Below are 18,917 nucleotides of genomic sequence, written 5' to 3'. Positions count from 1 at the left end.
CGCCACCATGCACAACCTCGCCCTCACCGGATGAAACCGCAGGCCAGAACCACCCACCCGCCTGCCCGCACCCACCCTTGTGCAACAACTTTTAGGGCACGTAGCGTGCGGTGCCGGTCACGCCGCTCATGGCCATCATGCTTCCGGGCCGCCCACCATCTATGGTCCCCGCTCTGGAGCTGGTGGAGTGTGTGGTGCTGGTCGGTGCGTTGCCGTTCGCATCGGTGGTGTGGGACGGGCGTGCTGGCCCTGCGGGGCGATGATCCATGGGGTGCGGCGGGTTGGGGGCCGGCCCGCCCGACTCCCGCTAGCGGACCGGAGTGCGCATCGCCTTGCGGAACTTCGCGGTGAGCGCCGCGGTTTCCTCCAGGGTGTGTGCGTTGCCGTCCGCCACCCGGTCGTTCTTGCCGGTGACGGCACTGCCGACGGTGCTGCTGTCGGCCCACTGGCAGCGCGGCATCCGGTAGGTGCGGGGTGCGCCCATCTCCTCGGGGAGCCCGGGGTTCCGGGGAATGTGCATGATGACGAACCGGCACTTCATGACGGCGTCCTCGATCCCTTCGGGCGTCATCTCGCGCACGGGTGTCAGCTCGATACGGAAGGGGCCCTTGAAGTTCTTGGCGCTCTCCTTTTCGGTGTTGCGCTGTACGGCCTCGTGCTGTGCCATCAGCGCGTCGAGGGTGGCTCGAGGGTCCTTCACCTCACCCCAGGAACCGCTGACGGTCACCGTCTCGCTGTCCTTCTCCGGGGTTTCCGAGTCGGGGTCGGACGCCGTGGAGTAGGTGGACTGCGGTCCGCTCACCGCGTCCTCCACACCTGCCGCGATCAGCTTCTCGGTTTCCTCCCGGTCCGGTGGGGTGAACTTCTCACCGGTCGCCCGCTTGAACCCGTCCACCTGCGCCGGATGCACCAGTTGGTACCTCTCGTCACCCAGCAACAGCCACGCACCGCAGCCCGCCGCCAGGACGGCGGCCCCCACGACCGCCGCCACCCACACCGGCCGCCGCCCCTTCTTCGGCGCACGCCGACGACCGGATGCACCGGATATCTGGTCCTGTGGTGGCCCGTACGGACCGGGATGCTGGTCGTGCGGCCCGTACGTGTCCGGCTGCTGGTGACTCATGGACGAAAACCCCCACCTGCGTCTGCGTGCAAGTTGCACACATGATCTACGCGCGTTTCACGTGAAGCACACATCGTCGCAAACGCGGGAGACTCGCAGGTCAGCGGGTCAGCGGGTCAGCGGGTCAGCAGGTCAGCAGGACACGTAAGAGGCTCTCGTTCCAGCGCCGGCCGACGCCTGGTGACCCTCCACTCCACCGACGGGGCGAAGCCCTCGTGAACCACTTCTTCGACCCTCTCGCCATGCGCATGTCGGCTCTCGCCGATACCTACCTGAGCCGGAGGCGCCTCGGCTCCCCCTGGTCCGTTCCCGCGAGCGACCGAGGAAGCAGTTCTGCGCGGACGTCCGAGGGCTGCTCGCCCGAGTCACGGGTAGACCGCACGAGGCCGGCGGCCCCCGCGTCGAGGCGCTGTACGTCAAACCCCCAAGGTTGCCGTCCCCTTCACTCCCCTCGGTCACTTCCCGGGCGGCGGGCTGTTCGCTACGGTGAGTTGGCCACGTACAAACTCCACGTACGACACTCCCGGGACCGTCATCCGGGCGGGAGTACCGTTCGCTGCCGATCCGTGCGGGTTGTGGACCGATGGGCACATGAGGCTCAAGGGGGCTTGCGGTGAGCAGGTTCGACGGGATCAGAAGGCGCGGCCTGTCCGTCGCGACGGTCTGCGGACTGGTGGCCGGCTTTGTGCTGGGCGTGCCGGGCGCCGCGTCGGCGACCGACCCGGACGACGCCCCGCCCGGATACGCGGGGCCGTTCGCGACGTGCAAAGGCGTCGCGCTCCCCCGTATGCCTCTGTCGGACAGGGTGGGGTACATCCAGGTCTGGCAGGACTTCGCGGGCAGCGGCACCTACTGCGCGAAGACGTACGACAACCGTGCCGGTGCGCACGCCATGGAAATCCGCGTCCGCCGTTACGTCTGGCAGACCTCCTGGTACGACAGGGGCTCCTATGCGACGTACGCCGGAGGCGTCTACGTCTCAGGCTCCAACATCTACTGCGCCGAGATCACCGGGTGGGTGGAGGTCAACGGAACCAGGTATGCCGGGGGCGGCCGGGTCGGCTGCGACGGCTAGGGGCGGCGGAGCTCCGGCCGCACGAGCGTCGTGAGCCCGCGACCCTGTCCTGCTCAGTGACACCCTGTCCTGCTCGGTGACACCTTGCCAAGCCGGAATCAGCTGAGGGGAGCGCGTTGATGAAGAAAGTTGCCGCTGTGGGCGCGGCCGTCGTACTGGGGTGGGGACTCAATACCGCGCCGGCACACGCGGCTTCGGCCTACTACCACCTGCAGAACAACGCCACGCTCAACTGCCTGGACTATCGGGCCGACTACGGGCCCCTGCCCTACGCGACAAGGTGCAACGAAGGCGGGTACCAGACCTGGCTGATGAACGACGCCATCGGCCAGCTCTCGGCAATGCGGCAGAACGCGGGCAGCAGGCTGTGTCTGGTCGCCCGCGGCGGTCAGGCAGCGATGAAGCCCTGTTCGTCCAGCGACCCGGCAGCCCTGTGGAATGTGAACTTCACCGGCACTGGATTCCAGCTGATCAACAACGTGACCAAGACTTGCCTCGGCGAGCAGCCCCCGGACACCAACGGCATCCGCCACGTCAACCTCACCAGGTGCACCGGCGGCCCCTCCCAGCAGTGGACGCTCTACCGCTGACCGTTCGAGGCCCCTCGTGAGTGGTGAAGGCGGGCAGAACGTCCTGGAAGGTCAGTTCGGCGACGTCTGGCGGCACGGTGATCGTCATGCCGTGCGCTGGCCATGCGTACCGAGGTCCACACCCTGGTACAGCAAGCTCACCAGTTGCTGTCCGCCCGGACGGAACTCGATCTGGCGACTCTGGAGCGGGTGTTCACCGTCCGATGGCACGACGCCCTCACCACCGCCTGCGGCGCCGCCCTGATCGCCGCAGTGCATCGCCGCGCCCCCGGGGTGCAACTGCGTCTCACGGCCGAGCCCGGTGACGACACCCCCGAGCTGCGCCGCGGCGAGGTCGACCTGGCCTCCAGCGCCGGCCCGCCGGCCCTGCCTGACATCCGCCACCGCCTCATCGGCCGTGACCGGCTCGTACTCGCCGTCCGCCCAGGCCATCGGCTGACCGAACGCCACGTCTCCCACCACGGCCATCGCGCTGCAACTCACCCGCGACACCGACCTCGTGGTCACCCTGCCCGAGTTGGTCACACTGCCGCTGCCGCTCGAACTGCCCAAAGTGCCCCTCCACCTGCTCTGGCACCAACGCCACGACAACGACCCCGCGCACAGCTGGCTGCGCGAAACAGCCACCCGAACCCTCCAGGCCCTGTTTACCCCCGCCGCTCGCCCCTGACGGTGCAGTACCTCATCCGGGTGAACACGTGCTCAGCACAGGTCCGTTCCGGTCGTCGCGCTGTCGCGAACGGCACCGACAAGCAACGGCAGCGTCGCCACGCCCAGGCCGGCGAATGCCGTGGTCGCGCGCGCCGCGGTCATCATGTGCTGTCACACGGTGAAGCCCCGGGCAAGGGGACGGACAAGTCCACTCGTGCCCGGGGCCGGCGCCAACGAATGCCCCCGTGGGCCCCCGTGGCAGGCGACGACTGTTCACACGCGCCGATACGGGCCGATACGAGCTGATACGCGCCGATACGGCTGGAGGCGCCGTGTGGGCACCGATCCGTCGGGGGCGGCGGTCGGGGTTCACAGAAACCAGCGCCACCACGTCGCGTGCCCAGTCTCCGGTCAGTCGTCGATCGTGTCGGTGACCTTGCCGAGGTCCACGAACTTGAAGTTCGTGGAGGGGCGGTCACCGTCGCCGGGCGCGTCGTGGCCGTCCTGCACGACGAGGAGTCCGTGCGGGTAGCGGCGGCCCAGCGGCTCGTTCAGCGCGGCGGCGCCGTCGCACTCCTCGGAACCGTCGAGCGTCGCGGAGGCCGCGGCGACACGGAAGCCGCCCTCGTACTCGTTGGCGTCGGAGATCTCGCGGTCGTAGGCGGCGAACGTGTTGTCGCCCTGGCTGGAGGCGAGCAGCAGGCCGTCCCCGTCCTTCTCCTTCACCAGGGTCAGGCCCTCGACGTCCGCGGTGAGCTTCGTGCCGCCGAAGCCGGGGTCGGCGCCTGCGGCGCATTCCTCGGTCGCCTCGTCGTAGGTGCCGGGGACGCCGTATTCGCGGACCTTGTCGATCAGCTTCGGGGTCCCGGTCAGGTCGGCTTTCAGGCGCCAGATGCCGACGTCCTCCTGGCCCGCGTACAGCATGCCGTTGGCCGGGTCGACCACCATGCCCTCCACCTGCGGGAGTTCACCCGGCTCGCCGCACGGCGACCACGAGGTCCCGTTCGGCAGACGGAAGCTCTTCGGCAGGTCGAGGGTGCGGACCAAGCGGTAGCCCACGGAGCCGTCCGCGCGGGCGGTCAGCTCCAGCAGGGCGAGGCGGGTGCGCTCGCGCTGGCTGACGAGCGCGAAGGAACGGCCCGTCGCCGGGTCGGTCCAGGTGGCCAGACCGTAGGCGGTGCGCTGTTCGTTGATCTCGCCCTGCGACGCGGAGAACACCGCGGGCGCCGTACGGTCGGTCACGTCGGCCAGCGGGCCGCCGGCACGGTCACGGTCGATGCGGTAGATACGCAGCCGGTCGTTTCCCCTGTCCGTGGTGACGGCCAGGTCCCCCAGGCGCTTGCTGTGCACGAGGTCCACGTTGTTGAAACGGCCGGGTGCGTCGTCCGCGCCGGGCCCCGCAGGCGCCGGGATCGACTGCACCTCGCGGGCGTCCAGGTCGTACACGCGCAACCCGCCCTGCTTCGCCGTCGCGACGACGAGACTGCGGTCCGGGTCGGCGGCGTTGCGCCAGATCGCCGGGTCATCGGCGTCCGCGTCGCCGCCCGCCTCATCATCGTGCAGGGCGACGGTCTCGGCGCGCGCGGTGACGGCCGGCAGAGACCCGGCGGCCAACGCGGGCCCCGTCACCGTCACAGCGAGGGCGGCGACAGCGGTGGCGAGGACCACCAGGGACTTGCGAGGGGTGACCACGTAAGAGCTCCATGATGTCGGGAACATGACGAAAGCATCGTGTGATCTTGGCGTAAGGAGAAGGGGGGTGCTACGTGGAGCGGGATCGTACGGGAGGTGAACTCCCAGCGCGGTCGCGAGAGCGGATGTCGGGGCTCCGGTGGCCTGCTGCCGCCCCGGGAGTGGGGGGTGGCACGCCACGACGGGTGAGCCGGTCCAGACTGACGGGAGCCGGGCCGAGCGCACCTTCACCCGACTCCCGGGCCGCCTACGGGACAACTCAGGCTTCAGGCTGACGGCTTGGGCGAGCCGGGCGGTAGGTTGCCCGCCATGACTGGAGACTCGGGACACACTGGACCCGCTGGACCCATGGGGCCCGCTGGACCCGCTGGACCCATGGGACCCGCCGGCCGGATCGGTCCCACCGGTGACGGCCCCTTCGCCTGGCCGCCCGCCCCGATCAGGACCGAACGGCTCGTGCTCCGCGAGTCCGAGGCCCGGGACCGTGCCGCCTTCGTCGAGCTGAACTCCTCTCCCCTGGTGGGCACTTACCTCGGCGGCCCTCAACCGCGTTCCGAGCTCGAACGCACTGTGCCCGAGGTACCCGGGCGCCGCCCCGGCTTCTTCGTGGTGGAGCTCGACGGAGCGATGATCGGCACGATCCAGCTCGACGCGCGCGATCCGGAGCGTCCCGGGTACCGCCGCCCGGAGGCGGGGGAGCGAGAGCTCGGCTATCTGTTCCTGCCACAGGCGTGGGGCCACGGGTACGCGGTCGAAGCCTGCACAGCGGCACTCGGCTGGTTCGCCGAAGTGCTGCCGGGCGAGCCGGTGGTGCTCTGCACCCAGACCGCCAACGACCGCTCGATGCGCCTCGCGGCGAAACTGGGGTTCACCGAGGTGGAGCGGTACGAGGAGTGGGGTGCCGAGCAGTGGTTCGGCGTACGGTCCGCGTGCCCGGCGGGCACGCGTCCTGCCCGGCCATGACCGATTCGGCGACCGATGCCGTACGAGAGCCGGACGGCGGGCCCGTACTGCCCGTGTCGTGGCGCCGGCCGGTCCGTGACAGTGGCCCGCCCGCGCCCCCGCCCCCTCCTTGCGCGGAAGGCGGGGGCGGGGGCGGGGCGGGGCAAGGGTCGGCTGAGGGCGGGTCAGGCCGGAGTGATCGGTTCCTGGAGTTCCGTCACCCAGTCGTCCTGGTCGGGCGGGCATTCCAGGTTGATCTCCCGGGGGTAGCCGGTCGAGCGGTAGCCGTTGGTGTCGATCCACCGGCCCAGGGTCTGGACCGTCGGCAGGATCGTCTCCATCGAGCCGCGGTGCACGATCGTCGCCGCCGAATCGACCGGCGGCAGGTCGAGAATGCGCAGCGTGCCGTCGTCCCGTACCGGAGCGGCGACTTCCACCCCGGCGTGAACGAGGATTCCGCCCCCGGGGGCGTCCTCGTAGTGGGCAACGCCTGGACCGCTCGGCACGATGCCCGCCCTTTCGAGGCGCTTGAACAGTTCGGCGTACAGGGGCTGGATGGTCGGGCCGATGCTGTTGAAGTCCGGTGCCACTCCGGTGAGTTCGGCGATCCGGATGCTCGGCAGGCTCTTCTTGACGACGTCGTGGGTGGGCATATGACCCTCGCTCTCGATCGATTGGAGTCTCGCCTCGACCTGGACCAGCCGGACCGCGGCCGCGGTCATCGCTGTTTCCAGTTCGGCCCGGCGCAGTCGCAGCATGGCGCGCAGTTCGTCGGTGCCGACCTTCTCGTCCAGGATCTGCTGGACCTGCGAGAGGGTGAAGCCGAGGTCCTTGAGTGCGATGACGCGGTTGAGGCGGGCCAGCTGGGCGGCGGTGTAGTGGCGGTAGCCGGTGGCGGGGTCGACCCGGGCGGGGCGCAGCAGTCCGGTGGCGTCGTAGTGACGCAGCATGCGGACCGATACGCGGCCGAGGCGGGCGAAGTCTCCGATGGTGAACATGATGGCTCCGAGTTGAGGGCCTCACACGGTGTCAGGGTCAAGCCCCGATTTCACCACCGGCCCCGCGGAACCTCTCCTCGCCCCTGCCCCTGGCTGCCGTAAATTGTTCCGATGACCGAATCCCTGCCGCCCGGCGGCGCTGTGCTCGACGCGGACGAAGTGGATGCCCGGTGGGCGGACGCCTGGCGACCGGAACAGGTCGCGGCGCGGCTGGACGGAGTCGGCACGCCCTGGTGCGTCGCGGCAGGATGGGCGCTCGATCTGTTCCGCGGGAAGCAGTCGCGGCCGCACGGCGATCTGGAGATCGCGGTGCCCGAGGCGGGATTCCCGGAGATCCGGGACCGCTTTCCCGAGTACGTGTGGGACGCGGTGGGTTCGGGACGGGTCTGGGCGGGAGCGGGAGCCGGAGCGGGAGCCGGAGCCGGAGCGGGAGCCGGAGCGGGAGCCGAGGTGCTGGCGGCCACGCACCAGACCTGGCTCCGGGACCGGACCAGCGGCCGGTTCCTGCTCGACGCCTTCCGCGAGCCGCACGACGGCGGGACATGGATCTGCCGAAGGGACCCGGCTCTTCGGCTTCCGTACGACGCGATCATCGAGCGGACGGCGGACGGAATCCCCTACCTGGTACCGGAGTTGGTGCTGCTGTTCAAAGCGAAGGCGGTACGGCCCAAGGACCGGACGGACTTCGAGGAGACGCTGCCGCTACTGGGCCGGGCGCGGCGGGACCTCCTCGGAGAGTGGCTGGAACTTGTGCACCCGGGGCATCCGTGGCTGGCGGAACTGGTGGGGTGAACGGCGCGGGCCGCGCGGAGACCTCGCGTACCCCTCACCGCCGGGTTGCCACAGCAACCCGGCGGTGAAGGTCTCCCACGATCACCCCGAGGTGCAGCCCCTAGCTCAGGGTCTTCAGCGCCGCCGCGTCGTACGGCTTCAGCTCCTCGAACCGGTTGCCCAGCACCTTCGCCGCCCACTGCGGGTCCTGAAGCAGGGCGCGGCCGATGGCGACCATGTCGAACTCGTCGCGCTCCATGCGGTCGAGGAGGTTGTCGATGCTGCCGATCTCGGCGCCCTTGCCCGCGAACGCGTGGATGAAGTCGCCGTCGAGGCCGACCGAGCCGACGGTGATGGTGGGCCTGCCGGTGAGCTTCTTGGTCCAGCCCGCCAGGTTGAGGTCCGAGTCCTCGAACTCCGGGAGCCAGTAGCGGCGGGTGGAGGCGTGGAAGGCGTCGACGCCGGCCGCAGCGAGCGGGTTCAGGATCGCTTCCAACTCCTCCGGGGTCTGCGCGAGCCTGGCGTCGTAGGCCTCCTGCTTCCACTGCGAGTAGCGGAAGATCACCGGGAAGTCGGGCGAGACGGTCTCGCGGACCGCGGCCACTATCTCGGCCGCGAACTTCGTACGGGTCACCGGGTCGCCGCCGTACGCGTCCGAGCGGCGGTTCGTGGTCGCCCACAGGAACTGGTCGAGGAGGTAGCCGTGCGCGCCGTGCAGTTCGACGCCGTCGAAGCCGATGCGTTCGGCGGCCGCCGCGGCCTCGGCGAAGGCGCCGATGACGTCGTCCAGGTCGCTCCGGGTCATCGCCTTGCCGGCGTTCTCGGTGCCGTCGACGCGGATGCCGGAGGGGCCGACGGCGGGGGCGTCGGGGTAGGGCGCTTCGCCCTGCTTGCGCACCATGCCGATGTGCCACAGCTGCGGCACGATCGTGCCGCCCGCCGCGTGTACGTCCTCGGCGACCTTCGCCCACCCCGCCAGCTCTTCCTCACCGTGGAACTGCGGCACGCGGTCGCTCTGTCCGGCCGACTCGTGACCGACGTAGGTCCCCTCGGTGATGATCAGGCCGACGCCCGCGGCGGCGCGACGGGCGTAGTACGACCGCACGTCCTCGCCCGGAACGCCGCCCGGGGAGAACATGCGCGTCATCGGCGCCATCGCGATGCGGTTCGGGACGGTCAGGCCGTTCAGCGTGACGGGCCGGGCAAGGATCTCGGCCGCGCGGGAAGCGGAGGACGTGGCGGTGGCGAGGGTCATGGGGGTGCTCCTTGTCGGTGGTGGAGGGGAGTCTTGTCGGTGGTGGAGGGGAGTCTTGTCGGTAGTGGAAGAAGGAGGCGTGGCTACTGCGCCACGGGGTGTGCCCGCGGCACGTCGAGGCCGTCGAGCCTGTCGAGGTCGAGGCTGGCGGAGCTAGCAGGGCTGGCGGGGCCGTCGAGGTCGGGGCTGTCCGTGCTGCGGCTCTCGACGACCCGCGGGCCGTGCTGTCCGCGCAGGCCGAGCAGGCTGATCACGGCGACCAGCGCGAAGGCGAGGGACCCGATGCCGAAGGTGAGGGTGAACGCCGATTCGGTGGGCAGCGCCGGCACGCCCGCGGGCAGGTGCTCGATGGTCTGGGAGGCCAGGATGGTGGTGATGACGGCGCTGCCGATCGCGCTGCCGGTGGAGCGGGAGATCGAGTTGATGCCGTTGGCGATGCCGCTCTGGTGGTGCGGGACGCTCGCCATGATGACGGCGGGCATGGCGGCGTAGCCGAAGCTGACGGCCGCGCCGACGATGATGCCGGCGCCGATCACCGAGGAGGTGTGGGCGTGGTCGGCGGCAAGCCAGCCGAAGCCGACGGCTCCGAAGACCGCGGCCATGCCGAGTACGAACCGGGGGCCGCGGTGCCGGACCAGCTGGCCGCCGACCGGTGAGGCGAGCAGGGAGACGATGGCGCCGGGCAGCAGGAACTGGACGGACGCGAGCAGGATGGAGGCGTCGAAGCCGTAGCCGGTGAGCGCCTTGGGCATCTGGACGAAGTAGGAGACGCCGAGGAAATTCGCGAACATGCCGAAGCCGACGAGGATGCCGGCCAGGTTGGCCATGAGGACCGGGCGGTGGACGAACATCTTCATGTCGACGAGCGGCTCGCGCACCTTGCGCTCGACCAGTACCCAGAGGACGGCCATGACGGCCGCGCCGGCGAAGCTGCCCAGCGTACGGCCGGAGGTCCAGCCCCATCCGTGGCCCTGGGAGATCGGCAGCAGGAGCAGCAGCAGGGCGATGCCGAGGGTCAGCGCGCCCAGGAAGTCGGTGCGGCCACCGGTCTTCTGCCGGGTCGCCGGGACCAGGAAGACGACGGCGAGCAGGGCGAGGACCGCGAAGCCGGTCGCCATCCAGAAGGCGTTGCGGTAGTCGGCGCCTTCGCCGGAGGTCAGCAGTCCGGTGGCGACGAGCGCGATCCCGCTGCCGAACGCGAGCGTGCCGCTGACCAGTGCCATCGCGCCGGGCAGCTTCTGCGGCCTGACCTCTTCCCGCAGGACGGAGAGGGCCAGCGGGAAGATCGCGGTCGCGGCGCCCTGGAGCACCCGGCCCAGGATCAGCAGCGGCAGCGAGCTCGCGAGGGCGGCGATGACGGAGCCCGCGACCATGACGCCGAGGACGGCCACGAGAGTGGGCTTCTTGCCGTGCTGGTCGCCGAAGCGGCCGAGCAGCGGGGTGAAGACGGCGGCGGACAGCAGCGTGGCCGTGGTCACCCAGCTGACGTTGGCGGTCGTGGTGCCGAGGTCCCCCTGGATCAGGCCCAGGATCGGGACGGGCAGGGTCTGCATCATCGACACGACCATGGCAGCGAGGCTCAGGGCGAAGACGATGACCGTCTCGTTCCTGTGCCCGGGGGCGGAGGCGGGTGCGGCGTGGCTCATGGCGGTCGGAACCTTCTCAGTGCTTCAGAACGTAGATGTTTGAGGACGTCAAGTACTTCGACAGACGGTAGACGTCGATAGTTGAGTACGTCAAGTTATTGCTTGAGGACCTCAAGCATCTGCGAGTACACTCCAGGGCATGAGCGCCACCGCCCCGCACTCCCCCACCAAGCTCCAGATCCTGGAGCTGCTCGCCGACATCGGCACCGCTCAGTGGCGCGATTTCGCGGCCGCCGCCGCCCGCCACGGGCTCACCTCCACCCAGGCCAAGGTCCTCGCCCAGCTCGACGGCCCGCTGCCGATGCGCCGCCTCGCCACGCTGCTGGTGTGTGACGCGTCGAACGTCACGGGGATCGTGGACCGCCTGGAGGCCCGCGAGCTGGTCCGCCGCGAAGCCGACCCCGCGGACCGCCGCGTCAAGAACGTCGTCGCCACCGACGCGGGCCGCGAGACCGTCCGGCGCGTACGCGAGGAGATGCAGGAGACCCACGGCGCCCTCGACTCACTCGACGAAGCCGAGCGCGCAACGCTCTACGCCCTGCTGGAACGGCTGGTTGGCGAGATGTGACGCCTGGCAGGCTCGTCGCGGTGAACCCTGTGTTCGCCGCCACCGCGACCGCGACCGCGACATCGGTCGTGGCGAGCCCCTCTTGCGATCAAGTCGGGCCCGGGAGCGGCCTTTTCCGGCCGCTTCCGGGGTCGGCCGCGGTGTTTCCCGGCCGGCCGGGGCGGCAGTCGCGCAGAGTGGTCCGTATGACGACACCCGCAGAGCTGCTCCGCTCCTTCGCCCGTACCCGGGCCTCGCTCGACGGCGAGGAGGTCACGTACTGGTGGTCAGGAAACGTGTACTCCTGGGCTCCCGACGAGCCCTACCAGCGCCTCTTCGGCTTCGAGGGGCTCAACGTCTCCCGCCTCGTACAAGATGCGGAGAACGGGCCGGATGCCTGTCAACTGCTCACCCGGGAGGCCGCGTTCTACCTGGACCCCGTCTCCCGCGAGATCCTGGAGACCTGGCAGGAGCTGCCGGTGGTGCACGTCTGGAACGACCCGGCGAACCAGAAGTGGCGCCCCTTCCCGGTCCCGACGACCGATCTCGGCGGACAGGTCTGCTTCAGCCTGGAGATCCCGCTCGCCTACCCCTCGCCGCTGCCGGTGGCCGAGTACCCCGTCCACTCGGCCGGCGACACGTACAAGGCCCTGGAACTCTTCCAGTTCTTCGCCGACCGCGCCGATCTGGACGGTCCGGCGCCCAGCGTCCCGGCCACCATGTCGTGGACCCGGATGTCGCCGTGGCTTCCGTGGATGGCCCGCGGCCGGCGACCCGGCGGGCTCACCTACCACTGCCGGGGCCGCAAGCTCGGCTCGTACGCCGAGGCCCCCGAACGCACTCGCGCCTACATCGCCGACCACCACCCGGAGTTCGCCCACGCCCCGGAGAAGTGGAGCGAGCCGAACGAGACCAGCTGGACCTACTTCCGCAAGCTCCACCCGCCGAAGTAGCAGGAGGAGCCACCCCGTTGAGCCGCCCCGTTGCGCCACTGCGCTACAGCGATCCCTGGCGCAGGGGGCGGCCGGCCTGGTGCAGGCTTCTGAGTGCCTGGCCGTAGGAGGCGACGAGCGACGTCTGGAGGTAGGCCACGTCCAGGGCCTCGCAGTAATGACGGACGAGGAGTTGGGCCTTGCGCAGATTCGGCGACGGCATGCTGGGGAACAAGTGGTGCTCGATCTGGTAGTTCAGTCCGCCCAGCACCACGTCCATGAACCAGTTTCCGCTCACGTTGCGCGAGGTGAGGACCTGACGGCGCAAGAAGTCGGGCCGGTCGGTGCCGGTGAGCGTCGGCATGCCCTTGTGGTTCGGGGCGAAGATGGCACCCAGGTAGACCCCGAACAGGCACTGGTGCACGACGAGGAACACGACCGCCTTCCCCGGTGAGAGCACGAGGAACAGCGCGGCGAGGTAGAGGGCGAAGTGCGCGATCAGCAGCGTGCCCTCGATCCTGCGCTGCTTCAGGGAGCGGTCCGCCAGCGCCCGCACCCCGGAGACGTGCAGGTTGAAGCCCTCCAGGGTCAGCAGGGGGAAGAACAGATACGCCTGCACCCTCCCGAGCATCCGGGGCAGGCGGCCGGTGGCCGTCCTCGCCTGCGCCTGGCTCCAGACGAGGATGTCGGGGGCCACATCGGGGTCCAGCTCCTCGTGGTTGGGGTTCGCGTGGTGGCGGGAGTGCTTGTCCTGCCACCAGCCGTACCCCATGCCGATCCCCAGGTTGGCGGTGAGCCGCCCCATCAGCGCGCTCGCACGGCGGCGCCTGAACACCTGGCGGTGGCCCACGTCGTGCGCGACGAGCGCGACCTGCCCGAAGACCACCGCGAGGAACGCTCCGACGGCGAGCGTCCACCAGCTGTCGCCGACGGCCACGAAGGCGAACCAGCCGACGGCGAACGCCATGGCCACCAGAGCCATCCGTACGCAGTAGTAGAAGGGGCGGCGCCGCATCAGCCCGGCGTCCTTGATCTGCTCCGAGAGACGCGCGAAGTCACTGCGCCGCGTGGCGGGTTGGGCCGTCGGGTCGGTGCTGGGATCCGTGAGGGGATCAGTAGTGTCAATGGTGCTGGTGGGCATAAAGCCTCGTTTTCCGGCACCGGCCCGGTCCACGTACTCGCCGCAACTGCACGCGTACGCCGAATCGAGCCGGAGCGGTAGGGGATGGAGCCTGTCACGCCGCCTTGGCTGCAGCCAAGGGCTGAGGCATCCTGCGTCAAGGGTACAGGCGGCCGGGTAAACACCGCGTTCCCCGGATCAGGCCCCCGCATTCCGGCCCGGGGCGTCTCGCCGGTGGTACGCGCCGGGCGTGTAGCCGTACGCACGCCGGAAGACGTCGATGAACGCGCTTGCCGACGCCCACCCGCAGCGATGTGCGACGGCGGTGACCGGTGTGTCGTCGGCCAGCATCCGCAGGGCGTGGAAGAGCCGGAGCTGGGTGCGCCACTGCGGGAACGTCATGCCCAGTTCGCTGCGGAAGAGCCGGCTGAGGGTGCGCTCGCCGGTGTGGGTGCGGGCACCGAGACCGGCGAGGGTGCCGGGATTCGCCGGGTCGGCGTGCAGGAGGTCGCAGACGGCGACGAGGCGGGGATCGGTGGGGGTGGGGAGGTGGACGGGGCGCTGGGGCGAAGCGCGGAGCTGGTCGAGGAGTACGGCGCGCAGCCGGAGGATCTCGGGGGTGGGTTCCCGGCCATGCCGGGGCGTGCGCGTGTACTCCAGGATCAGTTCGCGCAGCAGGGGGCTGACGGTCAGGACGGTGGGGGCGGTCAGCCCAAGGGGGTTCTCGTCGACGGGCAGGCCGAGGGTGTGCATGTCGAGGTGGCCGTGGGCGCGGTGGGAGTGGACCGTTCCGGCCGGTACCCACAGGGCTCGGGTGCCGGGTGCGAACCACGTACCGGCGTCGGTGGTGACGGCCAGGAATCCGGAGCCCGCGTAGACGATCTGATGGTCGTCGTGCCGGTGCGGATCGACGCGCTCGCCCGAGGCGAGGGGGCGGGTGTGGGTGGGGGCCACGGGCATGTGGTCGGCCTGCTCCACTCGGCACTTCTCGTCTTCTCGCCGTGCTCCCCATCTTCTCGTCGGCACTTCTCGCCTTCTCGTCGGCACTTCTCGCCTTCTCGCCGCTGGCGGGTTTCCGGTATCAGATGGCATTTTATCGGAAGCGCGACAGCGGGGGCGTGGCAGAGGATCGAAAAGTGTCCACGAAATCTGCTGACAGGCCGTCAACTCCCTTGTCCCGCAAGCATTCCCGTACGCCCCTCACCCTCCTCGCCCTCTCTCACGCCTGCGTCGACGTCTATCAGGGCGCGGTCGCCGCACTCGTGCCGTTCTTCATCGCCGAGCACGCGTACAGCTACGCCGCCGCCTCCGGCATCGTTCTCGCCGCTTCGCTGCTGTCGTCCGTCGCGCAGCCGCTGTTCGGTGCGCTGACCGACAGGTGGGCGTTGCCGTGGCTGCTTCCGGTGAGCACCCTGGCCGGCGGTGCGGGCGTCGCGCTCAGCGGGGTCGGCGGCATCGGCGGTTCGTACCCGCTGACCCTCGTCGTGATCGCGCTCTCCGGGGTGGGGGTGGCGGCGTACCACCCGGAGTCCGCGCGGATCGCCCGGCTCGCGAGCCGGGGCAGTCACACCGCGATGGGCTGGTTCTCGCTCGGCGGCAACCTCGGTTTCGCGACCGCCCCGCTGCTGGTGTCCGCCGTCGTCGCCACGGGCGGACTGCGCGCCTCGCCGTTGCTGGTGGTGCCGGCGCTGGCGGGGGCCGCGCTGTGCCTGGCTGCCGTGCGCTCGCTGCGTACCGCTGCGGCCGCGGACGGCACAGCCGCCGCGTACCGCCCCGTCGGCGAGGACGACTGGCCCGCGTTCCTGAGGATGTCCGCGGCCGTGATCTGCCGGTCGGTGGTCTTCGTCGGGCTGAGCAGCTTCATCGCGCTGTACGCCCGCGAACATGTCGGCGGCGGTGAACTCGCGGGCACCGCGGCCCTGTTCACCCTGTACCTGGGCGGCGCGTTCGGCACTGTCGCCGGGGGCAGGCTGGCCACCCGGTACGGGCGGGTGAAGGTCGTGCGGTGGTCGTACGCGCTGACGGTGCCCGCGGTCGCCGGCACGGTCCTGGTGCCGGGCCCGCTGCTGTACGTCTTCGTGGCGCTGACCTCGGCCGGGCTGTACGTGCCTTTCTCGCTGCACGTCACGCTCGGCCAGGACTACCTGCCTCGCCGTGTCGGCACGGCGAGCGGGGTGACGCTGGGCCTGACGGTGAGCGTGGGCGGGCTCGCGAGCCCGCTGATCGGGGCGGTGGCCGACGCGGTGTCGCTGCAGGCCGCGCTGGCACCGCTGATCGTGCTGCCGGGGGTGGGGTGGCTGCTGATGCGGAAGCTGTACGAGCCGAGGGGGTAGACCGGCGCTTGAGGGGGACGTGGCCCGGCCCGAGCGCTCGGTCCTGGCCGGGCCATGCCCCCTCCGGGTCAGTGGGACGCGGTGTCGAACATGCCGGGCTCGTACGAGCCGCCCGGCTTGTGCACGATCACGTTCATCCGGGTGGCCGCGTTGATCAGGGAGACCACCATGACCAGCGCGCCGACCTGGTCGTCGTCGTAGTGCTTGCGCACCTGCGCCCAGGTCTCGTCGGACACCCCGTGGTCGCCGAGCCGGGTACCCTCCTCGGCCAGTGCGAGGGCGGCCCGTTCGGCATCGGTGAACACGGTGCTGTGCCGCCACGCGGCGACCAGGCCCAGCCGGACCGGGGTCTCACCGGCGGCCGCGGCCTCCTTCACATGGGCATCCACGCAGAATCCGCAGTTGTTGAGCTGCCCGACCCTCAACTGCACCAGTTCCCTGAGGGGCTTGGGAAGGGCCGACTCCTCCAGGACCAGCGCGGCGGCGTAGAAGCGCTTGGCGACCTTCGCGGCGGTCGGGCTGTCGAACAGATCGAAACGGGGTTCCATGATGTCGTCGTCCTCACGTGTGGAGCAGCGCGCTGTTGCGCTGAACGAACACAAGATGCCGAAGAACCGGTTTCTGTGACGGCACGTCAATGTGACCTGAGCCACCCGCGGTTGGTGTCACAGAACGGCTGCGAGCGGCGTCTCGTGTACGACGCAGCCGCAAGCGAACGAGCAGGAGCCGGCCATGGACGACCGAACGGGCAACACCCCCGAGCCACTCACCGACAGCGTCACCCACACCTTCGTCACGCACCGGAACCTGCTGTTCACCGTCGCCTACGAGATGCTCGGCTCGGCCGCCGACGCCGAGGACGTACTCCAGGAGACCTGGCTGCGGTGGGTGGGCGTCGACCTCGACACGGTGCGGGACCGGCGCGCGTACCTGGTGCGCATCACCACCCGCCAGGCGCTGACCCAGCTGCGTACGCTCGGCCGCCGCAAGGAGTCCTACCTGGGCCCCTGGCTGCCCGAACCGCTGCTGACCGCACCGGACGTGGCCGACGACGTCGAACTGGCCGACAGCGTCTCGATGGCGATGCTGCTGGTCCTTGAGACCCTCGCACCGACCGAGCGGGCGGTGTTCGTACTGCGCGAGGTCTTCGACCTGGGTTACGAGGAGATCGCCGAAGCGGTCGACAAGAGCCCGGCCGCGGTCCGTCAGATCGCCCACCGGGCCCGTGCCCACGTCGCCGCGCGACGACCGCGCGAAGCCGTCTCGGCGACCGAGACCCGCCGCACGGTCGACGCCTTCCAACGGGCCGTCGAAACAGGAGACTTGCAGCGCCTGCTCGACATCCTCGCACCGGACGTCGTCCTGCTGACCGACGGCGGTGGAGTCGTACGGGCCGCGCTGGAGCCCATCGTCGGGGCCGACCAGGTGGCCCGCGTGCTGGGCAGGGTCGCCGCGATCCCGCTGGAGCCGACACATGTCAACGGCGACCCGGCGCTGATCGTCCGGCGGGACGGCGAGGTCGACACCGTCATCGCGATGCGCGTCGACAACGGCCTCATCACCGGCCTCTACGCCGTGCGCAATCCCGAGAAGCTGACGCGCGTGGACCGGGCGACGGCAGTGAGCCGCTGACCGCGACCCGACCGTCGGTCCGGGGCTCTAGCTGGGCGCTTCCGCGCCCTTGCGGGCGTAGAACCACCACGTCACCACGGTGCAGCTCGCGTAGAAGCCGACGAAGCCCCACATCGCGCTCGTCACCGCGACCGACGCGAAGAGGGCCGGGATGAAGAAGAAGCCGTACGCCGCGATGCCCGCCGTGAAGCCGGTGACCGCGCCGGACTCCATCTCGGCCTGCTTCAGGGCCTGGTCGTAGGCGGGGGTGCCCTCGGAGAGGCCCTTGAGGTGGGTGGTGCGGAAGATGACCGGGATCTGGCGGAAGGTCGAGCCGTTGCCGATGCCGGAGAACAGGAAGGCGAAGAGGAAGCAGATGAAGAAACCCCAGAAGGAGCCCTGGCTCCCGCCCTCCCCGCCGCCGCCGGAGGGAAGGAAGTTGATGACGCCGACCAGTGCGGCGCCCATGCCGACGAAGGACAGGATGGTGACGCGGGCGCCGCCGAGCTTGTCCGCAATCCAGCCGCCGGCCCAGCGGGCGAGTGCGCCGATGGCCGGGCCCATCCAGGCGTACGTGGCGGCCGAGTAGGCCGCGTCGATGGGCGTGAAGGTGGTCTTGATGAGCAGCGGCAGGGCGGCGGCGAAACCGATGAAGGAGCCGAAGGTGCCGACGTACAGCCAGGTCATCACCCAGTTGTGCTTGCGCTTGAAGATGACCTTCTGGCGGGAGAAGGGGGTGGAGGCGACCTTGAGGTTGTTCTGCCCGAACCAGGCGACGGCGGCCAGGACCACCAGGACCGGAACCCACAGGAACGCGGCGTTCTGGAGGTGGACCGGGGTGCCGTCCGCCTTGTGCTGGGCGCTGCCGAGGGCGATCGTCGACCAGGTGATCACGATCGGGGTGAGCAGCTGGACGGCGGAGACGCCGAGGTTGCCGAGGCCGCCGTTGATGCCGGTGGCGTTGCCCTTCTCGCTCTTGGGGAAGAAGAAGCCGATGTTGGCGAGCGAGGAGGAGAAGTTCGCGCCGCCGATGCCGCAGAGCGCGGCGATGGAGATCAGGACCGCGTACGGGGTGGTCGGGTCCTGGATGGCGATGCCGAGCCAGATCAGCGGGATCACCAGGACCACGGTGGAGAGCGCCGTGAAGGTGCGCTGGCCGACCATCGGGCCGAGGAAGGTGTACAGGATGCGGGCGGTGCCGCCGGTGATGCCGGGGATGGCGGTGAGCCAGAACAACTGGCTCTGGCTGAGCCCGAATCCGACGTCGGTGAGGTTGGTCGCGGTGATCGACCAGACCTGCCAGACCACGAACGCGACGAGGAGCGCGGGGACCGCGATCCACAGGTTGCGGCGGGCCACCTTGCGCCCCGTGGAGCGCCAGAAGGCGGGATCCTCGGGACGCCAGTCGGTGATGGTACGGCCGGGGCGGTACTGGGCGGGATCGGTGGCCTGCGCCGTGTCGTCGTCAGTCCGGGGGGCCTGTGCGAGGGAACTCATGACTGCTTCCTGTGCGTCGGGGGCGTCACCACCGCCCGGTACCGTGCCGGGCAATTCCGACGCTAGACCTGTGCGGAGGGTGTGATAGTCAGCGAAAGTCCCAGGTGGGAGGGCCGGTTGACCCTTCTCCTCCG

General features: G+C 70.1%; 17 protein-coding genes and 1 pseudogene. 9 read left to right on the top strand and 9 right to left on the bottom strand.

The window, feature by feature from the left end; translation table 11 throughout:
- Positions 1–307: 307 nt before the first annotated feature.
- Complete coding sequence (locus AB0D18_RS31615; protein ID WP_362426239.1) at positions 308–1,123, bottom strand: hypothetical protein; 816 nt, start codon at positions 1,121–1,123, stop codon at positions 308–310.
- Positions 1,124–1,736: 613 nt separating this feature from the next.
- On the opposite strand from AB0D18_RS31615, the gene AB0D18_RS31610 reads away from it, so the two are divergent.
- From AB0D18_RS31610 to AB0D18_RS31600, 3 genes and pseudogenes are all read left to right on the top strand, one after another.
- Positions 1,737–2,198, top strand: coding sequence for a hypothetical protein (locus tag AB0D18_RS31610; RefSeq protein ID WP_362426236.1), 462 nt, complete (start codon positions 1,737–1,739; stop codon positions 2,196–2,198).
- Between the two features lie 119 nt (positions 2,199–2,317).
- The gene (locus tag AB0D18_RS31605; protein ID WP_362426233.1) at positions 2,318–2,788 is read left to right on the top strand and encodes a ricin-type beta-trefoil lectin domain protein; all 471 of its coding nucleotides are present in this window, start codon (positions 2,318–2,320) and stop codon (positions 2,786–2,788) included.
- Positions 2,789–2,872: 84 nt separating this feature from the next.
- Positions 2,873–3,458 (top strand): annotated as a pseudogene (locus AB0D18_RS31600) (LysR substrate-binding domain-containing protein); the annotation flags it as partial.
- Positions 3,459–3,850: 392 nt separating this feature from the next.
- Here the strand turns inward: AB0D18_RS31600 and AB0D18_RS31595 are convergent.
- Positions 3,851–5,158 carry a phytase gene (locus AB0D18_RS31595; RefSeq protein WP_362426230.1) on the bottom strand — a complete coding sequence of 436 codons (1,308 nt, stop codon included), beginning with the start codon at positions 5,156–5,158 and terminating at the stop codon, positions 3,851–3,853.
- A 348-nt stretch (positions 5,159–5,506) separates the two neighbouring features.
- Between AB0D18_RS31595 and AB0D18_RS31590 the strand changes: the two genes are divergently transcribed.
- A complete protein-coding gene (locus tag AB0D18_RS31590) occupies positions 5,507–6,094 on the top strand; it encodes a GNAT family N-acetyltransferase (RefSeq protein ID WP_362426227.1) in 588 nt (195 codons plus the stop codon).
- 164 nt (positions 6,095–6,258) lie between these two features.
- Here AB0D18_RS31590 and AB0D18_RS31585 read toward each other — a convergent pair whose 3' ends face one another.
- Complete coding sequence (locus AB0D18_RS31585; protein WP_362426224.1) at positions 6,259–7,071, bottom strand: MerR family transcriptional regulator; 813 nt, start codon at positions 7,069–7,071, stop codon at positions 6,259–6,261.
- Positions 7,072–7,182: 111 nt separating this feature from the next.
- On the opposite strand from AB0D18_RS31585, the gene AB0D18_RS31580 reads away from it, so the two are divergent.
- Positions 7,183–7,863 (top strand): hypothetical protein, encoded by a 681-nt coding sequence (locus AB0D18_RS31580; RefSeq protein WP_362426221.1) that lies wholly within the window; start codon positions 7,183–7,185, stop codon positions 7,861–7,863.
- A 100-nt stretch (positions 7,864–7,963) separates the two neighbouring features.
- Here AB0D18_RS31580 and AB0D18_RS31575 read toward each other — a convergent pair whose 3' ends face one another.
- Complete coding sequence (locus tag AB0D18_RS31575) at positions 7,964–9,097, bottom strand: NADH:flavin oxidoreductase (RefSeq protein WP_362426219.1); 1,134 nt, start codon at positions 9,095–9,097, stop codon at positions 7,964–7,966.
- A gap of 83 nt (positions 9,098–9,180) precedes the next feature.
- Positions 9,181–10,743 carry an MFS transporter gene (locus AB0D18_RS31570; protein ID WP_362426216.1) on the bottom strand — a complete coding sequence of 521 codons (1,563 nt, stop codon included), beginning with the start codon at positions 10,741–10,743 and terminating at the stop codon, positions 9,181–9,183.
- Positions 10,744–10,882: 139 nt separating this feature from the next.
- Here AB0D18_RS31570 and AB0D18_RS31565 point away from each other — a divergent pair, with 139 nt between their 5' ends.
- Positions 10,883–11,311 (top strand): MarR family transcriptional regulator, encoded by a 429-nt coding sequence (locus tag AB0D18_RS31565; RefSeq protein WP_362426213.1) that lies wholly within the window; start codon positions 10,883–10,885, stop codon positions 11,309–11,311.
- Positions 11,312–11,496: 185 nt separating this feature from the next.
- Positions 11,497–12,243 (top strand): DUF1838 family protein, encoded by a 747-nt coding sequence (locus AB0D18_RS31560; protein WP_362426210.1) that lies wholly within the window; start codon positions 11,497–11,499, stop codon positions 12,241–12,243.
- A 43-nt stretch (positions 12,244–12,286) separates the two neighbouring features.
- Here the strand turns inward: AB0D18_RS31560 and AB0D18_RS31555 are convergent, their stop codons facing one another.
- Both AB0D18_RS31555 and AB0D18_RS31550 read right to left on the bottom strand, forming a co-directional pair.
- Entirely contained in the window at positions 12,287–13,363 is a 1,077-nt protein-coding gene (locus AB0D18_RS31555) for an acyl-CoA desaturase (RefSeq protein ID WP_362426207.1), read from the bottom strand.
- A gap of 177 nt (positions 13,364–13,540) precedes the next feature.
- Positions 13,541–14,302, bottom strand: a complete 762-nt coding sequence (locus AB0D18_RS31550; protein WP_362426269.1) for a helix-turn-helix transcriptional regulator — start codon at positions 14,300–14,302, stop codon at positions 13,541–13,543.
- Positions 14,303–14,514: 212 nt separating this feature from the next.
- On the opposite strand from AB0D18_RS31550, the gene AB0D18_RS31545 reads away from it, so the two are divergent.
- Positions 14,515–15,675, top strand: a complete 1,161-nt coding sequence (locus AB0D18_RS31545; RefSeq protein ID WP_362426205.1) for an MFS transporter — start codon at positions 14,515–14,517, stop codon at positions 15,673–15,675.
- A 68-nt stretch (positions 15,676–15,743) separates the two neighbouring features.
- Here AB0D18_RS31545 and AB0D18_RS31540 read toward each other — a convergent pair whose 3' ends face one another.
- On the bottom strand, positions 15,744–16,223 hold the full coding sequence (locus tag AB0D18_RS31540) for a carboxymuconolactone decarboxylase family protein (protein ID WP_362426202.1): 480 nt from the start codon (positions 16,221–16,223) through the stop codon (positions 15,744–15,746).
- 184 nt (positions 16,224–16,407) lie between these two features.
- Here AB0D18_RS31540 and AB0D18_RS31535 point away from each other — a divergent pair, with 184 nt between their 5' ends.
- On the top strand, positions 16,408–17,307 hold the full coding sequence (locus AB0D18_RS31535) for an RNA polymerase sigma-70 factor (RefSeq protein ID WP_362426199.1): 900 nt from the start codon (positions 16,408–16,410) through the stop codon (positions 17,305–17,307).
- A gap of 27 nt (positions 17,308–17,334) precedes the next feature.
- Here the strand turns inward: AB0D18_RS31535 and AB0D18_RS31530 are convergent, their stop codons facing one another.
- The gene (locus AB0D18_RS31530) at positions 17,335–18,783 is read right to left on the bottom strand and encodes an MFS transporter (RefSeq protein WP_362426196.1); all 1,449 of its coding nucleotides are present in this window, start codon (positions 18,781–18,783) and stop codon (positions 17,335–17,337) included.
- Between the last annotated feature and the right edge of the window lie 134 nt (positions 18,784–18,917).

It is taken from the genome of Streptomyces sp. NPDC048442 (assembly GCF_040651475.1).
Classification (GTDB): domain Bacteria; phylum Actinomycetota; class Actinomycetes; order Streptomycetales; family Streptomycetaceae; genus Streptomyces.
The sequence above is the reverse complement of the archived record's forward strand: the minus strand, read 5'-3'. Positions and strand labels throughout refer to the sequence as shown.